The 26,328-nt window shown below is 69.2% G+C and carries 21 protein-coding genes and 2 pseudogenes; 12 read left to right on the top strand and 11 right to left on the bottom strand.

The window, feature by feature from the left end; all coding sequences use genetic code 11:
• The first annotated feature begins 651 nt into the window (after positions 1–651).
• From ACWD4J_RS16105 to ACWD4J_RS16130, 6 genes are all read left to right on the top strand, one after another.
• Positions 652–1,170 carry a hypothetical protein gene (locus ACWD4J_RS16105; protein WP_451395996.1) on the top strand — a complete coding sequence of 173 codons (519 nt, stop codon included), beginning with the start codon at positions 652–654 and terminating at the stop codon, positions 1,168–1,170.
• Positions 1,171–1,265: 95 nt separating this feature from the next.
• Positions 1,266–2,108: a DUF4097 family beta strand repeat-containing protein gene (locus tag ACWD4J_RS16110; RefSeq protein WP_451395997.1), complete on the top strand. Its 843-nt coding sequence runs from the start codon at positions 1,266–1,268 to the stop codon at positions 2,106–2,108.
• Positions 2,109–2,181: 73 nt separating this feature from the next.
• Entirely contained in the window at positions 2,182–3,207 is a 1,026-nt protein-coding gene (locus ACWD4J_RS16115) for an ATP-binding cassette domain-containing protein (RefSeq protein ID WP_451395998.1), read from the top strand.
• Positions 3,204–3,995, top strand: coding sequence for an ABC transporter permease (locus tag ACWD4J_RS16120; protein WP_451395999.1), 792 nt, complete (start codon positions 3,204–3,206; stop codon positions 3,993–3,995). The genes ACWD4J_RS16115 and ACWD4J_RS16120 overlap by 4 nt, the downstream gene beginning before the upstream one ends.
• 182 nt (positions 3,996–4,177) lie before the next feature.
• Positions 4,178–4,570, top strand: a complete 393-nt coding sequence (locus ACWD4J_RS16125) for an ABC transporter permease (RefSeq protein ID WP_451396000.1) — start codon at positions 4,178–4,180, stop codon at positions 4,568–4,570.
• Between the two features lie 34 nt (positions 4,571–4,604).
• Positions 4,605–5,231, top strand: coding sequence for a GyrI-like domain-containing protein (locus ACWD4J_RS16130; RefSeq protein ID WP_451396001.1), 627 nt, complete (start codon positions 4,605–4,607; stop codon positions 5,229–5,231).
• Positions 5,232–5,463: 232 nt separating this feature from the next.
• Here ACWD4J_RS16130 and ACWD4J_RS16135 read toward each other — a convergent pair whose 3' ends face one another.
• Positions 5,464–6,465: a glycoside hydrolase family 43 protein gene (locus tag ACWD4J_RS16135; protein WP_451396183.1), complete on the bottom strand. Its 1,002-nt coding sequence runs from the start codon at positions 6,463–6,465 to the stop codon at positions 5,464–5,466.
• A 268-nt stretch (positions 6,466–6,733) separates the two neighbouring features.
• On the opposite strand from ACWD4J_RS16135, the pseudogene ACWD4J_RS16140 reads away from it, so the two are divergent.
• Positions 6,734–7,177 (top strand): annotated as a pseudogene (locus ACWD4J_RS16140) (TetR/AcrR family transcriptional regulator); the annotation flags it as partial.
• 241 nt (positions 7,178–7,418) lie between these two features.
• Here ACWD4J_RS16140 and ACWD4J_RS16145 read toward each other — a convergent pair.
• Positions 7,419–9,314: a CocE/NonD family hydrolase gene (locus ACWD4J_RS16145; RefSeq protein ID WP_451396002.1), complete on the bottom strand. Its 1,896-nt coding sequence runs from the start codon at positions 9,312–9,314 to the stop codon at positions 7,419–7,421.
• An 857-nt stretch (positions 9,315–10,171) separates the two neighbouring features.
• On the opposite strand from ACWD4J_RS16145, the gene ACWD4J_RS16150 reads away from it, so the two are divergent.
• Positions 10,172–13,111, top strand: a complete 2,940-nt coding sequence (locus ACWD4J_RS16150; RefSeq protein ID WP_451396003.1) for a SpoIIE family protein phosphatase — start codon at positions 10,172–10,174, stop codon at positions 13,109–13,111.
• Positions 13,112–13,193: 82 nt separating this feature from the next.
• Here ACWD4J_RS16150 and ACWD4J_RS16155 read toward each other — a convergent pair whose 3' ends face one another.
• The 4 genes from ACWD4J_RS16155 to ACWD4J_RS16170 all read right to left on the bottom strand — a co-directional run bounded on the left by ACWD4J_RS16155 (position 13,194) and on the right by ACWD4J_RS16170 (position 19,118).
• Positions 13,194–15,599 (bottom strand): xanthine dehydrogenase family protein molybdopterin-binding subunit, encoded by a 2,406-nt coding sequence (locus ACWD4J_RS16155; protein WP_451396004.1) that lies wholly within the window; start codon positions 15,597–15,599, stop codon positions 13,194–13,196.
• The gene (locus ACWD4J_RS16160; RefSeq protein ID WP_451396005.1) at positions 15,596–16,135 is read right to left on the bottom strand and encodes a (2Fe-2S)-binding protein; all 540 of its coding nucleotides are present in this window, start codon (positions 16,133–16,135) and stop codon (positions 15,596–15,598) included. The genes ACWD4J_RS16155 and ACWD4J_RS16160 overlap by 4 nt, the downstream gene beginning before the upstream one ends.
• Positions 16,132–17,016, bottom strand: a complete 885-nt coding sequence (locus ACWD4J_RS16165; protein ID WP_451396006.1) for an FAD binding domain-containing protein — start codon at positions 17,014–17,016, stop codon at positions 16,132–16,134. The genes ACWD4J_RS16160 and ACWD4J_RS16165 overlap by 4 nt, the downstream gene beginning before the upstream one ends.
• Positions 17,017–17,564: 548 nt before the next feature.
• A complete protein-coding gene (locus tag ACWD4J_RS16170; protein ID WP_451396007.1) occupies positions 17,565–19,118 on the bottom strand; it encodes a pectate lyase family protein in 1,554 nt (517 codons plus the stop codon).
• Between the two features lie 249 nt (positions 19,119–19,367).
• Between ACWD4J_RS16170 and ACWD4J_RS16175 the strand changes: the two are divergent.
• The 3 genes and pseudogenes from ACWD4J_RS16175 to ACWD4J_RS16185 form a co-directional block, all read left to right on the top strand.
• Positions 19,368–19,562, top strand: a pseudogene (locus tag ACWD4J_RS16175) (TetR/AcrR family transcriptional regulator); the annotation flags it as partial.
• A 22-nt stretch (positions 19,563–19,584) separates the two neighbouring features.
• On the top strand, positions 19,585–20,028 hold the full coding sequence (locus tag ACWD4J_RS16180) for a hypothetical protein (protein ID WP_451396197.1): 444 nt from the start codon (positions 19,585–19,587) through the stop codon (positions 20,026–20,028).
• Positions 20,029–20,408: 380 nt separating this feature from the next.
• A complete protein-coding gene (locus ACWD4J_RS16185; protein WP_451396008.1) occupies positions 20,409–21,479 on the top strand; it encodes a sugar ABC transporter substrate-binding protein in 1,071 nt (356 codons plus the stop codon).
• A gap of 50 nt (positions 21,480–21,529) precedes the next feature.
• Here ACWD4J_RS16185 and ACWD4J_RS16190 read toward each other — a convergent pair whose 3' ends face one another.
• Positions 21,530–22,441 carry a TIGR01777 family oxidoreductase gene (locus ACWD4J_RS16190; protein WP_451396009.1) on the bottom strand — a complete coding sequence of 304 codons (912 nt, stop codon included), beginning with the start codon at positions 22,439–22,441 and terminating at the stop codon, positions 21,530–21,532.
• Positions 22,442–22,635: 194 nt separating this feature from the next.
• Here ACWD4J_RS16190 and ACWD4J_RS16195 point away from each other — a divergent pair, with 194 nt between their 5' ends.
• The gene (locus tag ACWD4J_RS16195; protein ID WP_451396010.1) at positions 22,636–23,049 is read left to right on the top strand and encodes a DUF6069 family protein; all 414 of its coding nucleotides are present in this window, start codon (positions 22,636–22,638) and stop codon (positions 23,047–23,049) included.
• A gap of 67 nt (positions 23,050–23,116) precedes the next feature.
• On the opposite strand, the gene ACWD4J_RS16200 is transcribed toward ACWD4J_RS16195, so the two are convergent.
• The 4 genes from ACWD4J_RS16200 to ACWD4J_RS16215 are packed head-to-tail and all read right to left on the bottom strand — an operon-like array spanning position 23,117 to position 26,294.
• Positions 23,117–23,746 carry a CoA transferase subunit B gene (locus tag ACWD4J_RS16200; RefSeq protein WP_451396011.1) on the bottom strand — a complete coding sequence of 210 codons (630 nt, stop codon included), beginning with the start codon at positions 23,744–23,746 and terminating at the stop codon, positions 23,117–23,119.
• Positions 23,743–24,525, bottom strand: coding sequence for a CoA transferase subunit A (locus ACWD4J_RS16205; protein WP_451396184.1), 783 nt, complete (start codon positions 24,523–24,525; stop codon positions 23,743–23,745). The genes ACWD4J_RS16200 and ACWD4J_RS16205 overlap by 4 nt, the downstream gene beginning before the upstream one ends.
• Positions 24,526–24,576: 51 nt before the next feature.
• A complete protein-coding gene (locus ACWD4J_RS16210; protein ID WP_451396012.1) occupies positions 24,577–25,326 on the bottom strand; it encodes an SDR family NAD(P)-dependent oxidoreductase in 750 nt (249 codons plus the stop codon).
• Positions 25,323–26,294, bottom strand: a complete 972-nt coding sequence (locus ACWD4J_RS16215) for a fumarylacetoacetate hydrolase family protein (protein ID WP_451396013.1) — start codon at positions 26,292–26,294, stop codon at positions 25,323–25,325. The genes ACWD4J_RS16210 and ACWD4J_RS16215 overlap by 4 nt, the downstream gene beginning before the upstream one ends.
• Between the last annotated feature and the right edge of the window lie 34 nt (positions 26,295–26,328).

Consider the following 26,328-nt stretch of genomic DNA (forward strand, 5'->3'; position numbering starts at 1 on the left):
GCAGGGCGCCTGCGGCGGCCAGGCCGGTCGAGGCGGTAAGCAGGGCGAGACGCTGAATCCGGGAGGTGCGAGGCATGGAAGATCTCCTTTGGTGGTGGGGGAAGGGGGCCGTCGAGCGGCCTTGCCCGTTCGAGGGCGCCTTTCGACGGCGGGACGCATGTCCCGTGAAAACCCGCCGCGGGGCTATCCCAGCGCTGCGGGTGGGCCACCCTGCTCTGCGTGACCCGGTGTGTCTCCAGTAAGCCCCGGACGAGCGCTGCGGGTCACGCCCCTGCAATTCGGGGCTTGACGGACGGTTGCGACCCGGATATCGGCGCCGGTGAGAATCGGCGCCTGCCAGGCCGAGCGCGCCGCTGCGGGGGCAACCGGAGGCAGCCGCGCAACGTCCGGGCCGACGATCAGGCAGGCACACATGGCGTCACATGACGTCGGGTGGCACCGCTTGGTGTCATCCGGTGCCAGGCGGTGCCAGGCGGTGCCAAGCGGTGCCGTTCCGCACCGCCAAAAGCGCATGAGCCTGCATGGCGCCACCATGACTCAGACCTCCTCCCTTCATGTTTCCCCAGCTCGGTGCGGCCGCTTTCGATCCCGCCCTCGATAAGGTGCCATCCGGGCTTGCCCATGGCGCCATAGTGGTGCCATCATGACGTCATGGACCTCACCCCGTATGTCGACACCCTCCGCCGCGAACTCGCGGTGGCCGCCGAAGCCGGTGGCGACGCAGCCCGCGAGCTGGCCGAGAGGCTCACCGCTCCCCTGGAGTCGGCGACCCGGCTGATCATGCTCAATGTGCTCTCCGCCGCGATGGACGAGATCACCCGCGAACTCGCCCCCGGCTCGGTCGACGTACGGCTGCGCGGGCTCGACCCCGACTTCGTGGTGACGCTGCCGCCCATCGACGGCGGCGCCCCCGCGGAGCCGGCCGCGCTCGCCGAACCGTTCAAGACCTCGGCCCCGGCCGACGGCGACGAGGGTGGCACCGCCCGCGTCAATCTGCGTCTGCCGGCCCACCTCAAGGCGCGCGCCGAGGAGGCCGCGAGCCGCGAGGGCCTGTCGGTCAACGCGTGGCTGGTGCGGGCTGTGTCGGCCGCGGTCGAGGGCGGTGGCACGCCACGTACGACGGGGAGGAGCCGCACCGTCGGACAGAGCTTCACAGGCTGGGTGCGCTAGCCGAGCCCGCACTCGCCCCCAAAAAAGAAAGCACAGCACCCACACCACGTCCCACCAGCGGGGACGACCCAAGGACTCATGAGGACGGTACAGCCATGCCTTCTTTCGACACTCCCGAACCGATTTCGGTTACCGCCTACCTGTACGCCGGTTCCATCCGGTTCATCGCAGGTGACCGCCTCGACACCGTCGTCGAGGTGCGGCCCCGCGCCCCGAAGAAGGACCTGGACGTGCGGTCGGCCGACCAGACCGATGTCGCCTACGCGAGCGGCGTCCTGACCGTCACCACGCCCAAGGCCAATCTGCTCGGGCGCGGCGGCACTGTCGACGTGACGGTGGAACTGCCCACGGGCTCGCGCATCGAAATGACCGGCGCCGGGGCCAATGTGCTCGGCGAGGGCCGGCTCGGCGAGGTCCGCGTGAAGACCTCGGCCGGCGACGTCCGCCTCGACACCACCGGCCCGCTGAACCTGACCGCGTCGCACGGCTCGATCACCGTGGACCGGGTCGAGGGCATGGCCGAGATCACCAGCAGCACCGGCAACGTGCGCGTCGGCACCGTCGACGGCCCCGCCGTGCTGAAGAACTCGCACGGCACCACGACCGTCGGCGCCGTCAGCGGCGAGCTGCGGGTGAGCGGCGCCAACGGCGGCATCGACATCGCGCGCGCCGAGGCGTCGGTCACCGGCACTACGACCAACGGCTACCTTCGCGTCGCCGAAGTCGCCTGCGGCAACGTCCAGTTGGAGACCTCCAACGGTCCCATCGAGGTCGGCATCCGCGAGGGCACCGCCGCCTGGCTCGACGTCAGCTCCAACAACGGACAGGTACGCAACACGCTCGCCGCATCCGAGGCCCCGGAGCAGACCGAGGACACCGTCAAGGTCCGCGCACGGACCAACTGGGGCAACATCGACGTCCTCCGCGCCAAAGCCTGAGCGCTCTCATCCCCCGCACCAGCCTCATCTCTTCCGACCCCGGTCACTTCACCCTTCGAACGGGAGGGGCTCCATGCCCTCATCTGTCATGCCCACACCCAGGCGAAGCGACGGTCACCCGTCGCCGGCTGCCGTCTCCACCGTCGGTCTGCGCAAGTCGTACGGCGACAAGACCGTGCTCGACGGTATCGATCTGCGTATCCCGGCCGGGTCCGTGTTCGCGCTGCTCGGGCCCAACGGCGCCGGCAAGACCACCGTCGTGAAGATCCTGTCCACGCTCATCACCGCTGACGGAGGGCAGGCCCAGGTCGCGGGCCACGACGTCGCCACGTCACCGGACGGGGTGCGTGCCGCGATCGGCGTCACCGGGCAGTTCTCCGCCGTCGACGGGTTAATCACCGGCGAGGAGAACATGCTCCTCATGGCGGACCTGCACCACCTGTCCAAGCGTGAGGGGCGACGGGTCGCCGCCGAGCTGCTGGAGCGGTTCGATCTGACCGAGGCCGCGAAGAAGCCCGCTTCCACCTACTCCGGCGGCATGAAGCGCCGCCTGGACATCGCCATGACCCTGGTCGGCAAACCGCGGATCATCTTCCTCGACGAGCCGACCACCGGCCTCGACCCGCGCTCCCGCCACAACATGTGGCGGATCATCCGGGAGCTGGTCACGGGCGGCGTCACCGTCTTCCTCACCACCCAGTACCTGGAGGAGGCCGACGAACTCGCCGACCGCATAGCGGTGCTGAACGACGGCAAGATCGTGGCCGAGGGGACCGCCGACGAGCTGAAGCGGCTGATTCCCGGCGGGCACGTCCGGCTCCGGTTCTCCGATCCGACGGCGTACCAGTCGGCAGTCTCCGCCCTGAGCGAGGCCTCCCGGGACGACGAGGCGCTGGCGCTGCAGATCCCCAGTGACGGCAGCCAGCGCGAACTGCGCTCCATCCTCGACCGGCTGGACTCGGCCGGCATCGAGGCGGACGAGCTCACCGTGCACACGCCCGACCTCGACGACGTCTTCTTCGCCCTGACCGGCTCCACCGTGCCGAGCCAGCCGAACCAGCCGAACCAGCCGAACCAGCCCAAGGAGGCTGTCCGATGAGCTCCGTCTCCCTCGCCGTACGCGACTCCTCCACGATGCTGCGCCGAAACCTCCTGCACGCGCGCCGCTACCCGTCCCTGACTCTGAACCTGCTGCTGACGCCGATCGTCCTGCTGCTGCTGTTCGTCTACATCTTCGGCGACGTGATGAGCGCGGGCATCGGCGGCGGCGGCGCCGATCGCTCCGAGTACATCGCGTATCTCGTCCCGGGCATCCTGCTGATGACCATCGGCGGCACCACGGTCGGCACCGCGGTGTCCGTCTCCAACGACATGACCGAGGGCATCATCGCCCGCTTCCGCACGATGGCGATCCACCGCGGCTCCGTGCTCATCGGACACGTCATCGGCAGCGTGCTGCAGGCGGTCGTCAGCGTGGTTCTCGTCGGTGCCGTCGGTGTGGCCATCGGCTTCCGCTCCACGGATGCCACCGTCCTGGAGTGGCTCGCGGCGTTCGGGCTGCTCGCGCTGTTCGCCCTGGCGCTCACCTGGATCGCGGTCGGGATGGGCATGGTCAGCCCGAACGCCGAGGCGGCCAGCAACAACGCGCTGCCGCTGATCTTCCTGCCGCTCATCTCCAGCGCCTTCGTCCCGGTCGACGCGATGCCGGGCTGGTTCCAGCCGATCGCCGAGTACCAGCCGTTCACGCCGGCCATCGAGACCCTGCGCGGCCTGCTGCTCGGCACCGAGATCGGCAACAACTGGTGGATCACCATCGTCTGGTGCCTGGGCCTGGCGGCGCTCGGCTACCGCTGGTCGAAGGCGGTGTTCAACCGCGACCCGAAATGACCGCGCGGGCCGTCTCCCGCAGCTCGTTTCGCCCGAGGGCGCCGTACCCCGACACCGCGTCGGCGTACGCCGCCCCGTCGGCGTAGGCCGGCAGGCCGACGAGCAACGCCTCGCCGAGAGCTCGCGCCTTCCACGCCGAACTCGACGCGACCCCCGCCTTCAAGCGGTTCGGCCCCATCGAAGTGCGGACCGACCAGACCGGCCAGGTGCTGCTCGCCGTCACGCTCGCGCTGGTGGCGCTGTCCACGCTCAACACCGTGCTCGTCGGCTGGAGCACCGCCGTGCAGGCCCGGCGCACCCTGACCATCACCCGTACTCTCGGCGCCACCCCCGGCCAGGTCGTCACGGCGCTCTGCACCGCGCAACTCCTGCCCGCCGTGGCCGGAGTGGCGGCAGGTATTCCGGCCGGGCTCGGCCTGTACTGGTTCTTCGGCACGCAGATCACGCCCCCTGGATCGTGGCTGTTCACCGCCGCCCTCGTCATCCTGCTGGCAGTCGGAGCGCTGACCGCCCTGCCCGCATGGGCCCACACTCGCAGCCCCGCCGGACGCGCCCTCAACGCCGAACCCGCCTGACGGACCCTTTACCAGGGCCGCCGATTATTCAGTCATGACTACCAAGTACGACGTGAAGCGCGAGTTCAAGAAGTGCTACTCGCCCAAGAACACCGACTGGGAGCTCGTCGACATCCCCGAACTCCATTTCCTCGCCATCGACGGGCACGGCGACCCGAACACCACCGCCGCGTACCGCCACGCGGCCGAGGCGCTCTACGCGGTCGCCTACACCGCTAAGTTCACGAGCAAAGGCGACCTCGGCAAGGACTTCGTCGTGGGCCCGCTTGAGGGACTGTGGTGGGCGGACGACATGGACGACTTCCTGGCCAGGCTCAAGGACAACTGGCGATGGAGACTGCTCATCAACGTCCCCGACTGGATCACTGGCGGCATGATCGAAGACGCCAAGCACACCGCCCTGACCAAGAAGAACCTTCCCGCTATTCCGGACGTTCGGTCAGAGACGCTGCACGAAGGCACCAGCGCCCAGGTCCTCCACATCGGCCCTTACGACGACGAGACACCGATCCTGACCAGGCTGCACCACGATTACCTCCCCGCTAACAACTTGCGGGAGGCGGGGTTGCACCACGAGATCTACCTCAGCGACCCACGCAGGACTGACCCCGCCAAGCTCAGGACCATTCTTCGGCAACCCGTCGAAGCGCAATCCGGTTGAGGACGTCGGCGTGTCAGCGGAGGGCGATGCCCGCGAGCGAGGTTGGAGAACAGTGCTCGTCAGCGGTCGGCGACGGGGAGCGTGCCGCCGGGATGCCGCGAACCGGCATTCTGGGGCACTGTGGCCCCCCGGCGGTCGGCCGGCAAGATGGGCGCGCTCCACATGATGGAGACTGCGGTGCGTGAGTAGCCCGACGTTCAGCCGGCGGTCGCCGGCGGTCACGTAGGGCTGCTTATTCGCCGCCGTCGAGGTCGGTGCGCCCGCGGAGTACCCGTAGCTCGTGACCGTGGAGCTGCATCTCGTACAGCTTTCCCCGCGCGTTTTCGAAGGGGTGGTGCAGGACCATCATCAATTGGCCGTCGAAGGTGTGGAACAGCATGCCGTGACCGCTGTCGTTCCGGACCAGCGGCCGGTGCTGGTGCCACGGCCCTGCGATGTCGCCGGATGTCGAGACGGCGTAGGTCTGCACATAGCCGCCGCCGATGGTGCCGTCCTGGCCGACCACGTTCTTTTCGTACGTCGACCACAGCATGAGCAACGACCCGTCAGGGGTGCGGTACAACTGGGGGCCGTCGGTGACGTAGGGCGGGAGTTGATGCGGTACGCCGCCGGGGATCTGGGCGCTGATCCAGGGCGCGTCCGAGGCCTTGAACAGGAAGACCGGAGCTCCGATCGTCCCGGTCAGGTCCGGAGTCAGCCGGATCGCTTCCATGGTTCCGTCGATGGTCTGCAGCCACTCGTGCGCGTACACCATCCAGGGCTGCCCGGACGGGTCGACGTAGAGCGTGCCGTCGAGGGTCATGAGGTTCTCGGGCGGGGTGGGGCGTGATGGATCGAGGACGGTGAAGGGGCCCAGCAGCGAGTCGGACACGGCCGTGATCGTGCCGCGCATGTAGTTCGGGATCTGGAACGGTGTGCCCCATTGGTCGGCGGGTGGTACCGGAAGCGGTTTGCCCTGGTTGTGCAGCGTGGTGAACAGGTAGTACTTGCCGCCCCATTCGTGCACCTCCGGCGCCCATCCGCCGTCGGTCGCCCAGATTCCCTGTTGCTCGACGGCCAGGAAAACAACGACGGGGCGCGTCCAGTCGCGCAGGTTGTGGCTGAGATAGACCATCGTGCCGATGCCGTCCACGCCTGATACGGACGGGTCGTTGGACGTGTAGAGGCAGTAGGTGCGGGTCTTGTCGTCGGCGACGATGAACGGATCGTGCAGCGGCATGTCGGGAAGCCGCATCAGTTCGGTCTCAGCCACGGTCGAAGAATACGTTGAGACAGTGTCGGCGGAAGCCGACGCGGATGACGGAGACCCTGCGCCGAGGAAGGCGGCGGCGATTTCTCGGTCTCCCTCAGCACCCCCCAGTGCGGGCGCACCCCGGATACGGCGTGCGCCGTCGACGCCGTCGCGGGCGGCAGCCCCGTTCGCGCGAAGAGTGCCGGCGGGCACCCGATCGCGGGGCCGCAACCGAGCATGCGTGCACGGTGGCATGTAGGCCACTACGGTCGACGACATCGCGACCGCGGCCGGCACCACACGAGTGACCTTCTACGCGCACTTCCCGTCCCGCAGCGAACTGATGAAGGCGCTCAACGACGAGCAGCTCAACGAGGCGCTGCCGCGCGTCCGCTTCCCCGAGCACGGCTCCACAGCGCAGGACCTCGTCGCCACCGTCGCCCAGGGGACGCCGGAGGCGATCATGGCGTGGCTGCGGCGAACCGCCGACAGTTGGCCGGCCATCCGGCCGATCATCCGCATCGGCCGCGATGCCGCGGTGGTCGATCCAGAACTCACCGACCTGGTCGAGCGATGGAACGAGGAGGCCATCAGCGACATCGAGGACGGACTGGCGAAGGCCGGGCGCTTCGAGCCCCATCAACGCCACTTCCGGGGCGTTCTTGCGATGGCCCAGCTCGACTACATCGCCCAGTACTGGGATCGTGCCGACTAGAAGCTCACACGTGACCAGATGCTTGACGAGCTCAGCACCAGTTGGGTTCGGCTACTGACCTGATCACGTCCGAGGGAGCGGTCGCGAGATCGAGGGCAAGGTCGCGTTGTTCGAGCTGTTCGGGAACATCGACGCGTGGCCGACTGCCCAGCGGATTGTTGATCGGCACCTGCATGGCCGGCGTCGGCCCGGCGTTCCGGGCCGTGCCCGGAACCCTTGGCGGCCGACGCCGGCCCGGGGGTCAGAGGTGGCCGCCCGGGGTCACCGTGAACGTCGCGGGACCGGCCGGCAGATCCACCGTGTACTGGCGCAGGTAGGTGTCCAGGAACGGTGAGCGGGCGCCGGGGGTGGCGGTGTCGTCGGCCGGGTCGTCCAGGGCCAGCTTGAGTTGCGCGCCCTTGACCTCGATCGTCTCGCCGGAGGGTGTGTCGCGCCACGAGCCGGTCTGGATGGAGCCGATCTCCACGGCCAGGACGTGCCCGGCTGCCAGGGTCCAGTCGGTCGCCTTGAGATCGACGGTCAGCCGGCCCGAGTCCAGCAGGGAGACCTGCTCGTCGAACATGGCGGCCGTGCCGTCCGGGGCGACGTCGTACAGCTTGAGCATGACGTTGCCCTCTCCCTTGGCGGTCAGGGAGACCTGCGGGGTGCCGGTGACGCGCACGGCCTGCTCGACCGGTTTCGACCACACGAAGAAGCTCGACGTGACCTCACCGGCTTCCTGCTGCTTCGCCAGTCCCTTGGCCAGGCCCTTCGGGGCGGCCTGCTCGGTCGCGGGCGCGTTCTCCATGTCCCACTCGCCGGACGGCTGTGCGGATGCCTGCGGCGTCGGCTCGCCGGACGCGGCCAGGGCCGCGCGGGCGGAGGCGCCGCCGTCGTCCACGTAACTGCCGCCGCCGAGCGGGAGGGTGACGGACCGCTCAACGACCGGCCACGTGTCCTGGGCGCGCCAGGCGCCGGTGGAGTCCTCGACGGCGTAGGCCGGGTAGTCGACCGTCGGCTCGATGCCCTTGAGGTACTCGTCGTAGAAGGAGAGGGTCTCGTCGTACCAGCCCTCGCGGCCCATGGACAGACGCCCGTCGCTGGTGCGGTCGCCGCCGCGCACGTGCTCCCACTGGCCGAGCCACCCGCGCTCGGGGCCCTCGTGGTTGTCGAGGTACTCCTGCATCTCCTCGGGCTTGGTGTTGTTCTCGATGAAGCCCTGGGTGACGAACAGCGGGGTGTCGGTGCCCTCGGCCATCTTCGCCAGGTCGCGGGAGGTCCAGTGCTCGTCCCCCTGGTCGGCGATCCGGTATCCGGCCGAATTCTCCGTGAGGCACTCCGGGTGGGTCTCCTCCCACCGGGCGTTGGCCTGGTAGTGCGCGTCGTCGTCTGCCAACGGGTCCATCGTGGCTATGGAGTTGTAGGCGTTGGCGGTGCCGGTGACGTTCGGGCGGGGCACGCCGTTGGAGTAGATGTACTGGTACATGTCCCACACGGGCTCCTGGGCGACGACGGCCTTGAGCGCGTCCTGGTCCAGGTCGTTGCCGATGAGGCCCGTGACGGCGTCGTACGACTTGCCGTACATGCCCACCGCGCCGGTGGACCACGGCTGGCTCGCGGCCCAGTCGATCGAGGCCTTGACGTCGGCCTGCTCGCCGGGGCCGGCCCAGTCGAGGCAGCCGGTGGAGCCGCCGAAGCCGCGCAGGTCCACCATGACGAAGGCGTAGCCGTGGGCGAACAGGTCGGTGCCCTCGATGAAGTCCTGGAAGCGGGACGAGGGGCCGGTGTGCGTCCAGCCCTCGGGTCCGGTCTGCCCGGAGTGCGCGAAGTACGGGCCGATCGACACGATGACGGGTACCTGCTGACCCTCGGTCAGTCCCTCGGGCAGCAGGACGTCGGCGTGCAGTTCGGTGCCGGAGTCGTCCGAGGACGGGAAGTACTGCTGCGTCCAGACCGAGCCCTCCGGGACACGGTCGTTCTCTTCGTGGGTGACGGGGTCGGTTGCGGTCGCGATCGCGCCTGTCCGGGCCTGCGCTGTGGCGGCGGGCTCGGACGCCGTGCCGGGCGCCGCGGTGGCGGGGCCGGCGAGCGCGCCGGTGAACGCGAGGGTGGTGACGAGCGCTGAGGCGGCCCAGGCAGCCGCGCGACGTCTTTTCACATGCGCCTCCCAGAGTGATGGGTACGGGATGGTGCAGGTGGTGCCGGTCGAGCAGCGGCGCCTGGCCCGCCGTCGACGGAGCGACGACGGGCTGCCGCACGCACGCGGGGAGCTGGACCGCGGGCGCGGAACGGAGCCGACGGCGAGGGAGCTTATGATCACCGTTGAAACGCGTCAACGCTGCGGTGTGTCAGGCGTGTTACCGGTGTGACCCGACCGGTGCCGTCAGCGACTTGCGTCCTTCAGCGCAGCGGCGTGGCAGCCCTGATGGGCCTGTATCCGTCCAACACGGGCGTGTCTGGGGCAGAGATGATCCGAGCGTCCATGTCCTGACAGGACTCGTCGCGCCGTCAGTCGGTGTGCACGGCGGCGGCCGACTCGGAGAATTCCCGTTCGCTGCCGTGCCCTTGATGAAGGTTCGCACGTCGTGAACGAGATTGTCGGGGAAGCGCTGACGCGGCGAAGACCCGGCACAGGAATTTCGGCCCTCAACGCGCGCGGCCGGCGAACCAGAACAGTGGCCACCCGGCTCGCTGACGGGCGGGTCACCGATCTGCCCCACCTGCAAGCCCGCACCCGCGGGCTCGACCAGGACCGCGACGCCGTGACCGCGTCTCTGACCTGTGCCTGTCACAACAGCGGCACGAAGCGAGCCGACATCAGACCAAGGTGAGCCGGATCTTGCTCGGCTGAAGTTGCGCTCCGCCACCAGCGAAAGAAAGTGAGTCAGAGCCGGCGATACAGTGTCAATACGGACTATAAGAGAATCTTCGATCTCTGACGGCAGTGTCACACGTGCATCCGATGGTGGGTCATCGCACGACCGGGGCTTGACACGCGATCTTTCAGGAGACGATGTGGCGGCTGGGAACGCGACGCCCGGGAGCCGCAGTGAGCAGCCGGAGGCGATGCGGCTACGGTGGCTGGCGGCCATCGACCACGGGCTGTCCATGGCCGAGACACTGAACGTGGCACTTCAGCGGGCGACCGCCGACCTGGGTGGCATAGGCGGTCTGGTGCACTGGTGCGACCCCGGTTCTGACCGGCTGCGCCTGGTGGCGGTCAGCGGGCTTGCGCCGGAGATCGCCGGGGCATGGGTGAACCTTCGCGAGGACGAGGACGTGGCCCCTGCGCGCGCCATGCGCAGTGGTGCCTTCGTCTGGGTGGCCGAGGACAGCATGGGGATCGGGGCGTCCGGCACTGCGGCGGTGCCTCTGCTCGGTGACGGCGGGCAGATCGGCGCGCTTTCCGTGCTCACGGCAGGGCCCGACGAGCCGGGTCCCGCCCAGCGGTCCTCTCTCTGCTCCGTGGCGGCGTGGGCGGCCCGGCACCTGGAACAACGTCATCCCGGCGCGCCGTCGGGCGGCGTCACGGCGCCAAGGGAGCCGCCCACGATCGACGCGGCCGGCGGGGAGGTGCCCCGCGTGGTCGCGATCAGGCACTGGGAGTACGACGCCGCGGCCGGTTCCGTGACGCTCACCCCACCGGTCATCGACATGTCCGGCGCGTCGCTGCAGGCCTTCGACGAGAGCGCGGACCTCGGCTGGTATCTCGCAGGCATCGAGGATCCGGCGACATTCACGGCCGACATCCGTAAGGCGTTCGACAGCGGCACGGAGTACGACACCGAATACCGGGTGCACCACAGCGACGGCACATTCGGGTGGGTGCGAGCGCGCGGCCACATCGTGCCGGGTGAGGACGGCACCTCCGCCCATATGGTCGGTACGCTGTGGGGCCCGGCTCACACACCAGCCGTGTGCGATCCGGTCGTCGCGACCATCCGCACCATGGGCGACGGATTCCTCGTGGTCGCCGACGACTGGCGGATCACCTTCGTCAACCAGGAGGCCGAGCGTCTCCTCGGCACTGGCCGGACGCTGCTGGGCAGCACTCTCTGGGATATTCCGGCAGGTCGCGCCCCCGGTCTCGAGGCCCAGTGCCGGCGCGCGTCCGCCGAGCGGAAGCCGATCAGTTTCGATCTCCACTGGCCGTCGGATCAGCGCGTCCACCGTGTCCGGCTGGTCCCCTTGCCGGGCGGCGGGCTGACGATCTACTTCGTCGACGTCACCGACGAGCGGCCGGGGGAAGCCGAGCGATCGGCCGGCGAGCGAAGCGAGGTGGGGGTCCCCCCGGCCGAAGGCTGGGGGAGGAGCGCGGTCGAGCGAACCGCCCGGATGAGCGAGCTGACCGCGGCGCTGGCCGAGGCCGTCACATCGAGCGACGTCGTGAAGGCCGTCGCGGAGCGTGTCCTGCCGCCCTTCGGCGCCGACGGGCTGCTGGTCCACGCGCTTGTGGGCGGCTGGCTGCATGTGGTCGGATCCGTCGGTTACTCCGAGGAATTCCTGCGCCAGATCGACGGGGTCGCGCTCACGACACATATGGCGGTCACCGAAACGCTCCGCAGCCGCACTCCCGGATTCCTCGAGTCCAAGGCCGATTACCTCCGGCTCTATCCGGGGTTCGAGAGCTTTGTGGCCAAGTCGGCCAAGCACGCCTGGGCGTTCCTTCCGCTCATCGCCTCCGGGTACTCGATCGGTTGCTGTGTCGTCTCCTTCTCCCGGCCGCGCTCCTTCAGCGAGGAGGAACGCACCCTGCTGATCGCTCTGAGCGGGCTGATCGCGCAGGCGCTGGAGCGGGCCCGGCTGTACGACATGGAGCACACCCGCGCCCAGGAACTCCAGCGCGGCCTGCTCCCCAGGACACTGCCCTCCCTGCCGGCGGTCTCCGCCGCCGCTCGCTACATGCCCGCGGGCAAGGGCGAAGAGGTGGGCGGTGACTGGTACGACCTGATCCCGCTGTCCGGTGATCGGGTCGCCATCGTCATCGGCGACGTCATGGGGCACGGCATCGCCGAAGCCGCCATCATGGGCCGGCTGCGCACGGCGGTCCGCACCCTCGCCGACCTCGACCTGGAACCGGACGAGCTGCTCCACCACCTCAGCGAACTCGTCGCCGACCTCGGCCACGACCAGTACGCCACCTGCTCGTATGCCGTGTTCGACCCCGTCACCCGGGTCTGCTCGTTCTCCTTGGCCGGTCATCTGCCGCCCGTCATCGTCCATCCGGATGGGACGGTGCACTGCCCGGATCTGGCCAGCGACCCGCCGCTGGGCGCCGCCGAACCTCCCTTCGAGACACACGAGCTGTGCCTGCCGGAGGAGAGCCTTCTCGTGTTCTGCACGGACGGCCTCATCGAATCCGCCACCCGGGACATCGACCAGGGACTGGCGCAGCTCAGGCAGACGCTGGCCTGGGCCGTGGCGCGGAACTCGTACTTCCCGGCCGGTACCCAGGATGCTGACACCAGGCGGCTCGACGACCTGTGCGATGTCGTCGTCTCGGCTTTGCTGCCCGATCGTGAGCACACCAACGACGACGCGGTCCTCCTCGTGGCCCACACCCGGGGCACACCCGTCGACAACGTCGCCTCATGCAGCCTTCCGGACGACCCGCGGGCAGCCGGCCAGGCCCGGGAGTACGTCCGCCATCAGCTGGCCGTCTGGGGCCTGGACGATCTCGCCATGACCACCGAACTCCTGGTGAGCGAGTTGGTGGGCAACGTGATCCGGCATGCCAAGGGCCCCATACACCTGCGCATGCTGCGCAGCCGGTCGCTGATCTGTGAGGTCTACGACGGCAGCCTCAGCAGCCCGCGCATCCGGCGCGCCGCGTTCACCGACGAAGGCGGCCGGGGCCTGCACCTGGTGGCCGCTCTCTCTCAGCGCTGGGGCACTCGCCACCTCGACGAGGGCAAATGCATCTGGACCGAGCAGGACATCCTCCTCGCGCAGTGATCTGGGCGCGCACAAGCGGCCGGGCCCCGGGCCGGCGACAGGACGAGGACCGCGCGGAGTTCGGCGGCGGCGGTGGCGGGCATCAGCCGGCCTCCGCCCGGACGGCACCGGCCTGTACCGCTGCCACGATGTCCGAGGGCTTGACCGGAAGCTCCCGGACCCGCATCCCGTACTCCCGCAGGGCGTCCTCGACGGCCGCCGACACGGCCGCCGGAGCCACCATGCGGCCGCCCTCGCCGCCGCCCTTGATGCCGTACTCGGTGAACGGGGAGGGCGTCTCGACATGCCCGATGCGGAACGCCGGGGCCTCGCCCGCGGTGGGGATCAGGTACTCCCTGAAGGACGAGGACCTGAACTGCCCCTGCTCGTCGTAGGCCAGTTCCTCGTAGAGCGTGGTCCCGATGCCCTGCGTGGCGCCGCCGGTGACGTGGCCGCCCAGGCTCCTGGGGTTCACGATCGTCCCGGCGTCGTGCACGGCCACGTAGTCGAGGAAGGAGGGGATCCCGGTGTCGGGGTCGACTTCCAGGACCGCGATGTGGCAGGCGTGGCCCATGATCGGGTAGAAGACGCCGAGGTCCGAGCCGTCCGGTGCCGGAAGCGTCGTGTACGGGTGGTCGTAGGTGTAGGACTCCTCCAGACCGCTCGTCATGCCCTCGGGCAGGCTGAGGGCGAAGAAGTAGGCGGTGCCCGCCAGTTCGGCCAGGGTGAGCCCCGTTTCCGGAGCGTCTCTGACCTGCACGCGCGCGTCGACGAGTTCGAGGTCCTCCGGGGACACTTCGAGGGTGTGTGCGGCGATGTCGATGAGCTTCTTCCGCAGCTTGCGCGACGCGCCCCGGATCGCACCGGCCACCATGACCGTGTAGCGGCTGCCGCCCGGGCCGGTGCCGGGGAGCGCGTGAGAGGAGTCGGCGTACCGGACGTTGACGCTCTCCGGCGGGATCCCGAACTCCTCGGCCAGCACGGTGGCGCCCACCGTCTCGGGGCTGTTGCCCCACATCGACTGGCAGTGCAGCAGGAGCTGGAACTGCCCGGTCGGGTCGATCGTCACCGTCGCGCTTTCGGGGCTGGAGGTGAGGGGGAGGGCGGGCTTCTCCACCAGGAACCAGAACTCGGTGGAACTGAAGACGCTGCGCTCCTGCGTGGTGGCCAGGCCGATGCCGATGCAGCGGCCCTCCTCCTCCCACAGCCGCCTCTGCTCGGCGCGCCACCTGTCCAGGTCGATCATCGACAGTGCCTTGTCCAGTACGGCGGGGTAGTCACCGCTGTCGTAGAGATTGCCGCCGGGGATCTTGTACGGGAACTGGTCGGGCTGGATGAAGTTGCGGCGGCGGATCTCCTCCGGGGCGAGCCCGAGCCGGGCCGCGCCCTGGTCGACCAGTCGTTCCAGCACCCAGTTGTGCACCTCGGAGCCGAAGCCGCGATAGGCGCCCTGCTGGCATTTGTTGGTGAGCACGGCCCGTATGCGGTACCTCACGTCCCGGAACCGGTACGGGCCGACGACCTGGGAGAAGGCGTTGCCGTGGTGGCCGACGCCGAACTGCATGTAGGCGCCGTAGTCGTCGACGACGTCGATGTCGAGCCCGGTGATCGTGCCGTCGGCGCGAAAGCCCATCCGGGCTTCGTAGAAGCGGTCGCACCCGTGGTGGTCGGAGTTCGTCAGGTGGTCGATCCGGTCCTCGATGTACGACACCGGGCGACCCGTCTGCAGGGCCAGGAAGCCGGCGAGGGTGGGCACCTTGTGGGCGGCGAGTTTGCTGCCGAAGCTGCCGCCCGCCGGGACCGGCTTCATCGTCAGCTTGTTCGACGGAATTCTCAGTGTGGCCGCGATCAGGAAGGAGAAGTAGCTGAAGTTGAGCGAGTTGCAGTAGATCTCCAGCACGCCGTTGAAGCCGGGCTGGGCCACCGCGCCCGTGGTCTCCATCGGCATTCCGGCGGAGCGGCCCCAGTGGAGGGTGTCCTCGACGACTAGGTAGGCCCCGGCGAACGCGGCGTTCACATCACCGAACTCGAAGGTGCGCTCGTAGCCGATGTTGCTGCCGTGCTCCTCGTGGACCAGGGCGGACTCGGGATCCATGGCCGCCATCGGATCGGTGACCGGCGGGAGGTCCTCGTAGTCGACCTCCAGCAGGTCCACACCGTCCTCGGCGAGGTACCTGCTCTCGGCGACGACGGCCGCCACGGCCTCGCCGACGTAGCGGACCTTGTCCACGGCCAACGGGTACTGCGTGATGGTGGCCGGGCCGAAGCTCATGCAGGGGTTCGTCTTCGCCTTGCAGTCCTCGCCGGTGACCACGGCGACGACCCCCGGCAGCTTCAGCGCCTCGGTGGCGTCGACGGACCTGATCCAGGCGTGCGGTACGGGGCTGCGCAGGATCGCGGCGTGCAGCATTCCCGGCAGTCTGAGGTCGGCGATGTACCCGCCGCGGCCGACCAGCAGCCGAGGGTCCTCGACCCGCCTGCGGTCCTTGCCGATGTACGTGTAGGTCATGTGTCACGACCTCCCGCAGTGCGGCCGCGGAGCTCGGCACCGGCGGACTGGACCGCACGGACGATGTTCTGGTAGCCGGTGCAGCGGCACAGGATCCCGGAGATCTCATGGCGCACCTCGGCATCGGTCAGCTCCAGGCCGCTCTCGATGATCTCCCTGGTGCGCAGCACCATCGCGGGCGTGCAGAAGCCGCACTGCAGCCCCTGCTCCTCGGCGAAGGACTCCTGGACGGGGTGCAGCTCCGCCGGGTTGGCGGACAGGCTTTCGACGGTCTCGACCGTGTGTCCGTCCGCCTGGACGGCCAGCATCAGGCAGGAGCGTACGGAGTGGCCGTCGAAGAGGACGGTGCAGCATCCGCACTCGCCGTGCTCGCATCCGAGATGCACGCTGACCAGGTCGAGTTCGTCGCGCAGGAAGTCGGCGAGTGTGGTGCGCGTCGACACCTCCCGGGTCACACCCCGCCCGTTGACGTGCACCGTCACGGTCCGGCGGGTGATCCCGTACTTGGCGGCGGTGGAGGTCTTGGAGGTCGTCACTGCCCGTCCCTCCTCTCGTGAGCGCGCGCCACGGCCGCGGTGATCGCGCGCCGCACCACGACGGAGGCGAGGTGCCGGCGGTAGGCGCGCGTGGCGTGCAGGTCGTCCCCCGAGGTCACCGATGGCACGATCTCCTCGGCGGCCCTGGCGATGTTCTCCCCGGTCGGGGCCTCACCGATCAGCGCGCTCTCCACCGCGGAGGCGCGGACTGGCGTGTCGGAGATGCTCGAGACGCCTACGGAGACGGAGGCGAAACGGCCGCCCCCGTTGAGGTTCACCACCGCGGCGGCGCCGGCGAGCGCGAAGTCGCCCACACGCCGGGCCACCTCCACGAAACCGTGGCCCGCGGTCCGCGGCGTCACCGGGTAGCGGACGGCGACGAGGACCTCCTCGGGCTCCAGGGCCGTGGTCAGCCGGCCCTGGAAGAAGTCCCGGGCGTCGATGGCGCGGGTGCCCGACGGCCCCTGCACAACCATCGTCGCGTCGAGCGCCACCGCCGTGCACGGCAGCTCGGCGGCGGAGTCGGCGTGCGCCAGGCTGCCGCCGACCGTGCCGCGGTGGCGGATCTCGATGTGGCCGATGTGGCCGGTGGCCTCCGGCAGCAGCGGGACCAGCTCGCCGACCAGCGGGTGCTCCTCCAGCTCGTACTGGCGAACCCCGGCGCCGACCTCCAGGACATCGTCCCGGCGCTCGATCTTCTGCAGGTCACCGATCCTGTTGATGTCGATCAGCGCCTCCGGCCTGGCGACCCGGCTGTTCAGCATGGGGAGAAGGCTCTGTCCTCCCGCGAGGACCAGGGAGCCGGTGCCGTACTCGCTCTTGAGCGCGACGGCCTCATCGACGGATTCGGGATCGCAGTACGTGAATACGGGCGGCTTCATAGCCTGTCCTTCGGTACGGCTCCTCAGGAAGGAGCAGGTGACCGTGGGCCCGGAGCCGAGGCCGGCTGGGGACGGTTGCACGCGGTCCTTCAACGCCATCCTCACCGACTCCGGCCTCAGACGCGACAACGACCCCGGCCAGGGGTAGGGGCCGGGGTCGTTGCCGGGGCTCCTGCTGCGGCCGGTGCGGTCGGCGGTTGCAGCAAGAGGGCTTCCGGGAAGGCGGGTCAGACCAGGACGCGCAGGCCGACCGGCAGGTCCGTCGTCGTACCGGCTGCTGATCGACTTCATGCGGGACCGCCTGTCCGCCGGTGACTTCAGCCACGGGTTCTGGCGGCTGCTGTTGCTGCTGTCCCTGGAGCGGCGCATGGCCGACTCTGCTGCGCAGCGTCGGCCCCGTCCGTGGAGCCGTGCGCTCGCCGCGCTTGGTGTGAGCATCCCGAGGCGGGTCGGTTTGTCATGAGCCGTGAAGCCGCCGGCGGCAGTGCGCGCGTCGGCGGCTTCACGGGGATGTTCGGAGGTCGTGGCCTTTCCGCCGTGACCGCCTGTTACTGCGCGTACGTCTCGAACTCCGCGACCCGTGGTGTGCCGGTCGAGCCGGTGATCTCGAAAGTGATCTTTTGCAGCGAGGTCTGGGGAACAGCGATGACCCCCGCTCCGCTACCGGAGGCCAGGACGGTGCCGGTGTCCGCGTTGAGGACCCTCCAGGAGCCGATGGTGCCCTCGGTGCCGGATGCCTCCCGGATGTTGATCTTGGAGACCGTGGTGGCGGAGCCCCACTTGATGGAGATGGAGCCGGTCGTGCCGGTGGGCGACCAGTAGGTGCTCATGTCGCCGTCCCGTACGTTGCCGTAGCTCGTACCGTCGGCCTTGCTGGAGCCGTCGGAGCCCGCCCCGATGCTGAGGTTGGTCCCGCTGGGCTGGGTCGACGTCGCGGTCGCGGTGGGTGTGGCGGTCGGCGTCGAGGTGGCGGTCGACGACGGGGACGGGGTCTGCGGTGTGCAGTTGCCGTCCGACACCTGCAGGCCCTTGCCGGCGCCGGCCGTCCGGCTGACGACGTCCGGTACACAGCTCGCCTGGTCGAGGGCGTAGGCGTACGGGATGGAGACGGTGGTGTTCGACTGCGGGTCGGGGCCGGCCGGGTTGTTCTCGTCGCCGGGCTCGGACCACGTCACGTTGTCAAAGATGTTGCCGCTGACCTGCCAGTACCCGGCGGCGTCGGTGTAGAAGGTGCCCAGGACGTCCTTGGAGTCCTTGAAGTAGTTGCTGTCCACCTTGGCCTTGGCTCCGGCACGGGAGTTGATGCCGGATTCGTTCAGGCTCACGTAGTAGTTGTTGTACATGTGGGCCGTACCGCCGCGCAGCAAGGGGGCGCGCGAGTCGATGTTCTCGTACAGGTTGTGGTGGTACGTGATGAAGCTGTTCGACAGGTCGCTCTCGCTGGAGCCGACCAGGCCGCCGCGGCCGGAGTTGCGCAACGTGCTGTAGGACAAGGTCACGTACTGGGTGTTGTCCTTGAGGTCGAAGAGACCGTCGTAGCCCTCGGACTCCCCGCCGGACGCCTCCAGGGAGACGTGATCCACCCAGACGTTGCGGACGTCCGACTCCATCCCGATGGCGTCACCGCCGTTGGACGTGGGCGAGCCGGACTTCTTGACGTTCCGGACCGTCACGTTCTGGATGATGATGTTGCTCGATTCGCGGACGTGGATGCCCAACTGGTCGAAGACGGCGCCGGCGCCGACGCCGATGAGCGTGACGTTGCTGATCTGCTTGAGCTCGATCACGTCGTCGGCGGTGTTGCAGCTGTCGCCGGACACCTTGCTGGTGTTGCCGTGGTTGATGGTGCCCTCGACCTCGATGGTGATCGGGGTGTCGCTCGCGGCGCGGTCGCACAGGGCCTGGTGGATCTCGGTGCCTGTGGTGGCACGCACGGTCGCCCCGCCGGCACCACCCGTCGTCCCGCCGTTCTGGGTCGCGTAGCCGGTGGCGCTGCCGACGGCCGCGGACGCCTCCGGCACCGACACCGCCACACCGATCCCACCGGCGAGGGCGATCGCGGCCAGCGCTGCGGAGAGCCGCAGCGCCATGGGTCGTCTCATCCTGGTCTCCCCAATTCGTCGTCGAATAACGGGTGTTGCAGGTTCACCCCCCTGTCGCCACTGCGGTGGAAAAGGTTTCCGGGTTCCGCGCCGGACCTTCTCACCGCAGAGAGGTTCTGTGTGGATCGTTCCAGAATGGCTAGGGTGTGCGAGCACGGTACGGCGTCTTTCCGACGGATAACGTGGTCTGGTCAGCGATTTCGCGACCGGGCGGACGGAGCGATCAAGCGCGGCGGGTACTGTGGGCCCATGGCAGGCACGGACACCCGCAAACTCAACAAGCGCCAGCAACTGGGCGAGCGCTCACGCGAGGAGATCCTCGACGCCGCGACCCGGCTGATGTCCGCCAAGGGCTACGACGGAACGAGCCTGTCCGCCATCGCCAAGGAGTCCGGCCTGCCCAACAGTTCCATCTACTGGCACTTCTCCTCCAAGGCCGGGATCTTGGAAGCCGTCATGAAGCGGGGTGCCGCGCGCTTCTTCCAGGACGTGGACGCCGCGCAGCCGCCCGCAGGACTCCCCCCCGCGCGAAGCTCTGCGCCAGTACCTCGAGGTGTCCGGCCGCGCCGCCGCCGCGCACCCGGAGTTCCTGCGCCTGTTCATCCTCCTGCTCCTCAGCGGGGGAGTGGACGACGAGCAGGACAGCGTCATCCGTAACGTCCGACGGCAGGGCTGGCAGCGGCTGCACGACTCCATCCGCCGCGCATACCTCCCCGCAGGCGAGCAAGCGGCCGACCGCGTGGCGGACCAACTCACCGACTTCGCCTTCGCCGCCTTCGACGGGGCCTTCCTCGCGGTCCAGGTGAACCCGGACGCCCCCTACTCGCAGCTCATGGACCAGATGACCCAGGCCCTCCTCGCCCTCGGTGACGCGATCCTCGCCACCTCGGACACCGAATCGCCGAGCTGAACCCCCGTTGCTGCCTGTGCAGCCTGCAATGCCATGCGATCCCAGCCTGCCGTGATCGCCAGGCGCGGAAATTTCCTGGTCAGAGGCGTTGCGTGACTCACAGCGCCGCCGCACGCACCCCGACGGCTTAGGGTGGAAAACGGAGGCAACCGCATGGGCGCGTCGGAGCCCGCTGGGCTGACGGCAGTAGTGACCAGTGGCGCATCAGGGATCGGACCGGCCACGGTGCGGCTGCTCGCGGCCCGCGGGGCCCGTCTCCTGTGTCTCAGCCTCAAGTCCGACGACGCGCCCGCGCCGCTGGTCCGCGCACCGGCGGGCCGACTTGAACACACCTCCGCGCCTGACCTCCTGCACGAAACCGTCCGCAGGAGGAACCAGCGATGAAGAGCAGACGCCTCAGGTATTCCTGCCTCGGCGCCGTCACCGCTCTCGCCGTCACCGCGCTCAGTGCCTGCGGCGGCTCCGGTGCCGACTCGGGGAACGTGGACGGTGCCCCGGTGGTGGGCGTCGACTATCCCCGCTCCGACACCGACTTCTGGAACTCGTACATCACGTACATCCCGCAGTTTGCGAAGGAGTTCGGCCTGCGGCTGAAGACCACCAACTCGGAGAACGACGTCGGCAAACTCGCCGCCAATGCACAGACGTTCATCAGCCACGGGGTGAAGGGCGTCGCGCTGGCCCCGCAGGACACCGCCGCGATCGCGCCCACCCTCCAGCAGATGGCCGCGCTGAAGATTCCCGTGGTCACGGTGGACACCCGTCCCGACACCGGCAAGGTCTACATGGTCGTACGCGCCGACAACCGCGCCTACGGCGAGAAGGCCTGCCGGTTCCTCGGGACCAAGCTCGGCGGCGAGGGCAAGGTCGTCATGCTCGAGGGCGACCTCGCCTCGATCAACGGCCGGGACCGCACCGAGGGGTTCAACGAGTGCATGAAGAAGAACTACCCCAAGATCCAGGTCTTCGGCGAGACGACCAACTGGGACGGGGCGGTCGCGGCGCAGAAGCTGCAGACGGATCTCACCGCCCATCCGGACATCAAGGGCGTCTACATGCAGGCCAGCTTCGCGCTGTCCGGCACCCTGCAGGTGCTGAAGCAGCAGGGTCTGCTGGTCGGCCCGGAGGACAAGAAGCACGTGTTCGTGGTCTCCAACGACGGCATCCCCGAGGAGCTCAAGAAGATCGCCGAGGGCAAGATCGACGCCACCGTCTCACAGCCGGCCGACCTCTACGCCAAGTACGCCCTCTACTACCTGAAGGCGGCGATCGAAGGCAAGACGTTCAAGCCCGGCAAGACCGACCACGACAGCACCATCGTCAAGGTCCGCGACGGTGTGCTGGAGGACCAGCTGTCCGCACCGCTGGTGACCGAGGACGGCGGGACCTACGGCGGGGTTCCCAGTCTCAAGAGCGACGACAAGTCCCTCTGGGGCAACAGCCTCGGCTGACCGGAAGGCGATACGCGAGATGGTCGCGGCTCCGCCCGTCGCCGACGCGGTCAGCTCGCCCGTAGGACGGAGTCGAGTGCCTCGTCGATCGTCGGGTGACGGAAATCGAAGCCGGCCTTGAGCAGCGCCGTCGGGACGGCGCGGCAACTGCAGGTGATGCTCGTGGCGAACTCGCCGAGCGCCGCCCTGAGGGCGAAGGCCGGGACGGCGGCGAGAGTCGGGCGACGGAGCTTGCGGCCGATCGCCCGGGTGATGTCCTGGTTGGTCAGTGGTTCGGGGGCCGTGAAGTTCACCGGTCCGGACAGGGCCGTGTCCTCGATCGCGAAGCGCAGCGCCGCGATGTGGTCGGTGAGCGAGATGAACGGCCAGTACTGCTCGCCGGAGCCGAGCCGGCCGCCCAAACCGAGACGGAAGAGCGGAAGAAGCCTGCCGAACGCGCCGCCCTCGGCGGAGACCACGAGGCCGGTACGTGGGTGCACCACCCGGATACCCGCCTCTCGGGCCGGGTCGGCAGCGGCCTCCCAGTCGGCGCAGACGCCCGCCAGGAAGTCGTCCCCGGCCGGAGCGTTCTCGTCCGTAGGGCGGTCGCCTGTGTCGCCGTAGTAGCCGGTCGCGGACGCGGAGATCAGGACCCGCGGTGGCGCCTCCAGCTCGGCGCAGGCCCGGGCGATGGTCCGGGTCCCGTGCACCCGGCTGTCGCGGATCTCCTGCTTGTACGCGGCGTTCCACCGCTTGTCCCCGATCCCGGCGCCGGCCAGGTGCACGACCGCGTCGACGCCGTCCAGCGCACCGGGCTGGAGCCTGCCGTTGACCGGGTCCCACTGTGCCGACTCGCTGCCGTCTCCCGGGGTGGGTGTCGAGTGGTGGCGGATGAGGCGGACGACCTGGTGGCCGTCGGCCAGGAGTGAGCGGGTGAGGGCGGATCCGATGAGTCCGGTGGATCCGGTGATCGCGACGCGCATGGCGTCCTCCCAGAAAGGTGTGCGTGACGCGCGGCTGCCGCGTCGTCGGCGACGTCTGACAGCGCGCATCTTCAAATTTGAACCTACCTTACGCGGTGGGCTTGAAACTTCAAACAGTTCCGTGACACTCTTGTTTGACTCTTCAAACGCTCCCCTCCGGAGCTCTTCTCGTAGCCGCTTCCCCAGGAGTTGCCATGTCTGTTGCCTCCGACGCAGTCACCGTCCGCCGTGGTCCGCTTGTTGTGGCGGGGGGTGTGCTTGCCGCGATCGTGGTGGCCTCTCTGGCCGACGCGGTGCTCGCTCTCATCGCCCTGGCCGCGGGTGCGCCCGGCGACTTCATGCCGCTGAAGGCGTCCTCGTACATCTTCCTGACGGCGGTCGGGGTGGTGGCCGGTGCCATCGGCTGGGCCATCGTGCGCAAGGTGTCGAAGGATCCCCAGGCGCTGGTGCGCTGGCTCGTGCCGACCCTCGTCGTGGTGTCGTTCGTCCCCGACTTCCTGCTCTTCGGTGCCGGCGGTGCGACCGGTGTCGGGGCGCTGCTCCTGATGCACGTCGTGGTCGCGGCGGTCGCGGTGTTCACCTACCGCAAGGTTATGCCGCTGTCGTAGCAGACCAGGCACAAAGCGCCGGGAGGGCAGGGACCACGGTCCCTGCCCTCCCTTACGCGTTCCTGGCTCATGACGTGAGCGGTGCATCCGTTCGCGCCACGATGTCCTCTGCGGTCACGCCTGACGCGCACTCCACCAGAACCAGGCCGTCCGGCGTGACGTCGAGGACGCCGAGGTCGGTGATGATCCGCTGCACGCAGCGTTCGCCGGTGAGCGGGAGGGTGCACTCCTTGAGGATCTTCGGCGCGCCGTCCTTGGCGGTGTGTTCCATCAGGACGATGACGCGGCGGGCGCCGTGGACGAGGTCCATCGCGCCGCCCATGCCCTTGACCATCTTGCCGGGGATCATCCAGTTGGCCAGGTCACCGGCTGCGGAGACCTGCATGGCGCCCAGCACCGCGGTGTCGATGTGGCCGCCGCGGATCATGCCGAAGGACAGGGCCGAGTCGAAGAAGGAGGCGCCGGGCAGGACGGTGACGGTCTCCTTGCCCGCGTTGATCAGGTCCGGATCGACCTCGTCCTCCGTGGGGTACGGGCCGGTGCCCAGGATGCCGTTCTCGGAGTGCAGGACCACGTGCACGCCGGGCGGGAGGTGGCCGGGAATGAGAGTGGGCAGGCCGATGCCGAGATTGACGTAGGAGCCGTCGGCGAGTTCGGCGGCGGCGCGGGCGGCCATCTGGTCGCGGGTCCAGCTCATGCTCGTGTGGTCCCTCGTGTCGAAGACGCGGAAATCAAAAGGTGTTCGATCTGCTTGCTAGCGGCTTGAGCCGGCGTCAGCTCCACCACCCTTTGAACGAAGACGCCCGGCAGATGGACCTCGTCAGGGCTCAACTCGCCCGGTTCCACGAGCTCCTCGACCTCGGCGATGGCGATCCGGCCCGCCATCGCGGCCAGCGGGTTGAAATTGGCGGCTGCCTTGCGGAAGACCAGGTTCCCGTGGCGGTCGCCGCGCCAGGCCCGTACGAGGGCGAAGTCGGTGGTGATGCCGTGCTCCAGGACGTACGTGCAGTCGGCGAATTCTCGGGTCTCCTTGGGCGGGGAGGCCACGGCGACGGTGCCGTCGCCCGCGTACCGCCACGGCAGTCCACCGCGGGCCACCTGGGTGCCCACCCCCGCGGGGGTGTAGAACGCGATGATGCCCGCTCCTCCGGCGCGCAGCCGCTCGGCGAGCGTGCCCTGCGGCACCAGCTCGACCTCCAGCTCGCCCGACAGGTACTGGCGGGCGAACTCCTTGTTCTCGCCCACGTAACTGCCCGTCACGCGGGTGATCCGGCCGTCGGCCAGCAGGACTCCCAGTCCGCGCCCGTCCACGCCGCAGTTGTTCGACACGACCTTCAGGCCGGTGGCGCCCTGGGCGTGAAGGGCCTGGATGAGTACGTCGGGGATGCCGCTGAGACCGAAGCCGCCGACGGCCAGCGACGCGCCGTCGGGGATGTCGGCGACCGCCTCCACGGCGCTCGCGCGGACCTTGTCCATGGGTGAGAGGGCCTTTCTGTCGTGCATCAGCTGCTCAGGTCGCGTTGCCGCTCAGGCGTCCGCGCGCAGGGCGTCCGAGATCGGCTTGGCGCCGCCGTGGGCGGTGAGGCCGCCGTCGACCGGGATCTCGGCGCCGGTGATGAAGGCGGCGTCGTCGGAGAGGAGGAAGGTGACGAGCGGGGTGATGTCGTCGACGGTGCCGGTGCGGCCGAGGGGTGTTCCGCGGAGGTTCTCCTCGCGGAACGCGGGCGCGGCGGAGGCGGTCATGTCCGTCTCGATGAAGCCGGGGTGGATCGTGTTCACGCGGATGCCGCGGGGCCCCAGTTCCATGGCGGCAGTCTTCGACAGGCCGCGCAGCGCCCACTTGCTGGCCGTGTACGCGACCGGGTAGTGGGCGGTGAGCGCCGCGGACGAACCCACGTTCACGATCGACGCCCCCGCGCGCATCAGTGGCACCAGGTACTGGATACCGAGGAGCGGCCCGGTGACGTTGACTGCGTGGACGCGGGCCATGTCCTCCGGTCGTACGTCGTCGATCCGGGCGCGCCAGGTGACGCCCGCGTTGTTGACCAGCCCGTGCACCTGCCCGTACGCCTCGCGCAGGTCGGCGGCGAGCTGCGCCCAGTCCTTCTCGCTGGTGACGTCGAGCCGGCGGCAGCCGGGTGCCTCCGTCACGTCGGTGGCGATCACCCGGGCGCCTTCGCGGGACAGTGCCTCGGCCTCCGCGGCGCCCTGGCCGCCGGCCGCGCCCGTGACCACGACGACCTTGCCGAGCAGCCTCTTGGGATGGAGATCGGTCACGGCCGCTCCCGCGGGCGGCGCCGGGCCACCGGGACCGGCAGGGGCTCGGAGCCGGTCACCACGGTGTTGGAGACGCTGCCGATGCCCTCGACGGTCAGCGTGACCGTGTCGCCGGGCTGCAGCGGCGCCGGGTCCTGCGTGCCCCGTACGCCCCACAGCTCCGCGAGGCACCCGCCGTTGCCGCAGGTGCCCGAGCCGAGGACGTCGCCAGGCCGCACCCACGTTCCGCGCGAGGCGTACGCGACCATCTCCTCGAACGTCCAGCTCATGTTGGACAGCAGGTCCTCGCCGACGACCTCGCCGTTGATCTCGGCGGTCAGCGCCAGCCGCAGGAAGCCGTCCTCGTCGCGGTACTTCTCCAGTTCGTCGGCGGTGACCAGGTACGGGCCGAGGGTGGTGGCGGTGTCCTTGCCCTTGCAGGGGCCGAGGCCCACCTTCATCTCGGCGGACTGCAGGTCGCGCGCGGACCAGTCGTTGAAGACGGTGTAGCCGACGATGTGGTCGCGGGCCTGTTCGAAGGTGAGGTCGCGGCCCTCCTTGCCGATGACGGCGGCGACTTCGAGCTCGAAGTCGAGCACGCTCGACCCCGGCGGCACGGGGATGTCGTCGTGCGGGCCGTACACCGCGTAGGGGTTGGTGAAGTAGAAGGTCGGGGCCGCGTACCACCGCTCCGGCACACCGGCAGCGCCGTCCACGGACCGTCGCACGCCCTCGACGTGTTCCTCGAAGGTGACGAAGTCCCGCACGGTGGGCGGCTGGAGCGGTGGCAGCAGCCGCACCTCGGAGACGTGGGGACCGGCCGGGACGTCGAGCATCACGGAGGCCGCGTCGAGCAGTTCGGGCAGGCCGCCTCCCTCGGTGAGCAGGCCGGTCAGTGAGCTGACACCGGGCAGGGGGCGGAGCGTGCCGTCCTCTTCGACGACGGCCACATGGCGTCGGTTGCGGTACTCGTACGTGGCGAAACGCATGGGAGGGGGTCCTGTCGGCGTGAGAGCGGGCACT

The organism is Streptomyces sp. NPDC002577 (assembly GCF_053594815.1).

What these genes read in the sequence shown, in the direction of transcription:
- ACWD4J_RS16105 (WP_451395996.1), top strand. Translation starts at nt 652, where the DNA reads ATGGACCTCACCCCGTATGTCGACACCCTCCGCCGCGAACTCGCGGTG.
- ACWD4J_RS16110 (WP_451395997.1), top strand. Translation starts at nt 1,266, where the DNA reads ATGCCTTCTTTCGACACTCCCGAACCGATTTCGGTTACCGCCTACCTG.
- ACWD4J_RS16115 (WP_451395998.1), top strand. Translation starts at nt 2,182, where the DNA reads ATGCCCTCATCTGTCATGCCCACACCCAGGCGAAGCGACGGTCACCCG.
- ACWD4J_RS16120 (WP_451395999.1), top strand. Translation starts at nt 3,204, where the DNA reads ATGAGCTCCGTCTCCCTCGCCGTACGCGACTCCTCCACGATGCTGCGC.
- ACWD4J_RS16130 (WP_451396001.1), top strand. Translation starts at nt 4,605, where the DNA reads ATGACTACCAAGTACGACGTGAAGCGCGAGTTCAAGAAGTGCTACTCG.
- ACWD4J_RS16135 (WP_451396183.1), bottom strand. Translation starts at nt 6,465, where the DNA reads ATGCGGCTTCCCGACATGCCGCTGCACGATCCGTTCATCGTCGCCGAC.
- ACWD4J_RS16155 (WP_451396004.1), bottom strand. Translation starts at nt 15,599, where the DNA reads ATGACCTACACGTACATCGGCAAGGACCGCAGGCGGGTCGAGGACCCT.
- ACWD4J_RS16165 (WP_451396006.1), bottom strand. Translation starts at nt 17,016, where the DNA reads ATGAAGCCGCCCGTATTCACGTACTGCGATCCCGAATCCGTCGATGAG.
- ACWD4J_RS16170 (WP_451396007.1), bottom strand. Translation starts at nt 19,118, where the DNA reads ATGAGACGACCCATGGCGCTGCGGCTCTCCGCAGCGCTGGCCGCGATC.
- ACWD4J_RS16185 (WP_451396008.1), top strand. Translation starts at nt 20,409, where the DNA reads ATGAAGAGCAGACGCCTCAGGTATTCCTGCCTCGGCGCCGTCACCGCT.
- ACWD4J_RS16190 (WP_451396009.1), bottom strand. Translation starts at nt 22,441, where the DNA reads ATGCGCGTCGCGATCACCGGATCCACCGGACTCATCGGATCCGCCCTC.
- ACWD4J_RS16195 (WP_451396010.1), top strand. Translation starts at nt 22,636, where the DNA reads ATGTCTGTTGCCTCCGACGCAGTCACCGTCCGCCGTGGTCCGCTTGTT.
- ACWD4J_RS16200 (WP_451396011.1), bottom strand. Translation starts at nt 23,746, where the DNA reads ATGAGCTGGACCCGCGACCAGATGGCCGCCCGCGCCGCCGCCGAACTC.
- ACWD4J_RS16205 (WP_451396184.1), bottom strand. Translation starts at nt 24,525, where the DNA reads ATGGACAAGGTCCGCGCGAGCGCCGTGGAGGCGGTCGCCGACATCCCC.
- ACWD4J_RS16215 (WP_451396013.1), bottom strand. Translation starts at nt 26,294, where the DNA reads ATGCGTTTCGCCACGTACGAGTACCGCAACCGACGCCATGTGGCCGTC.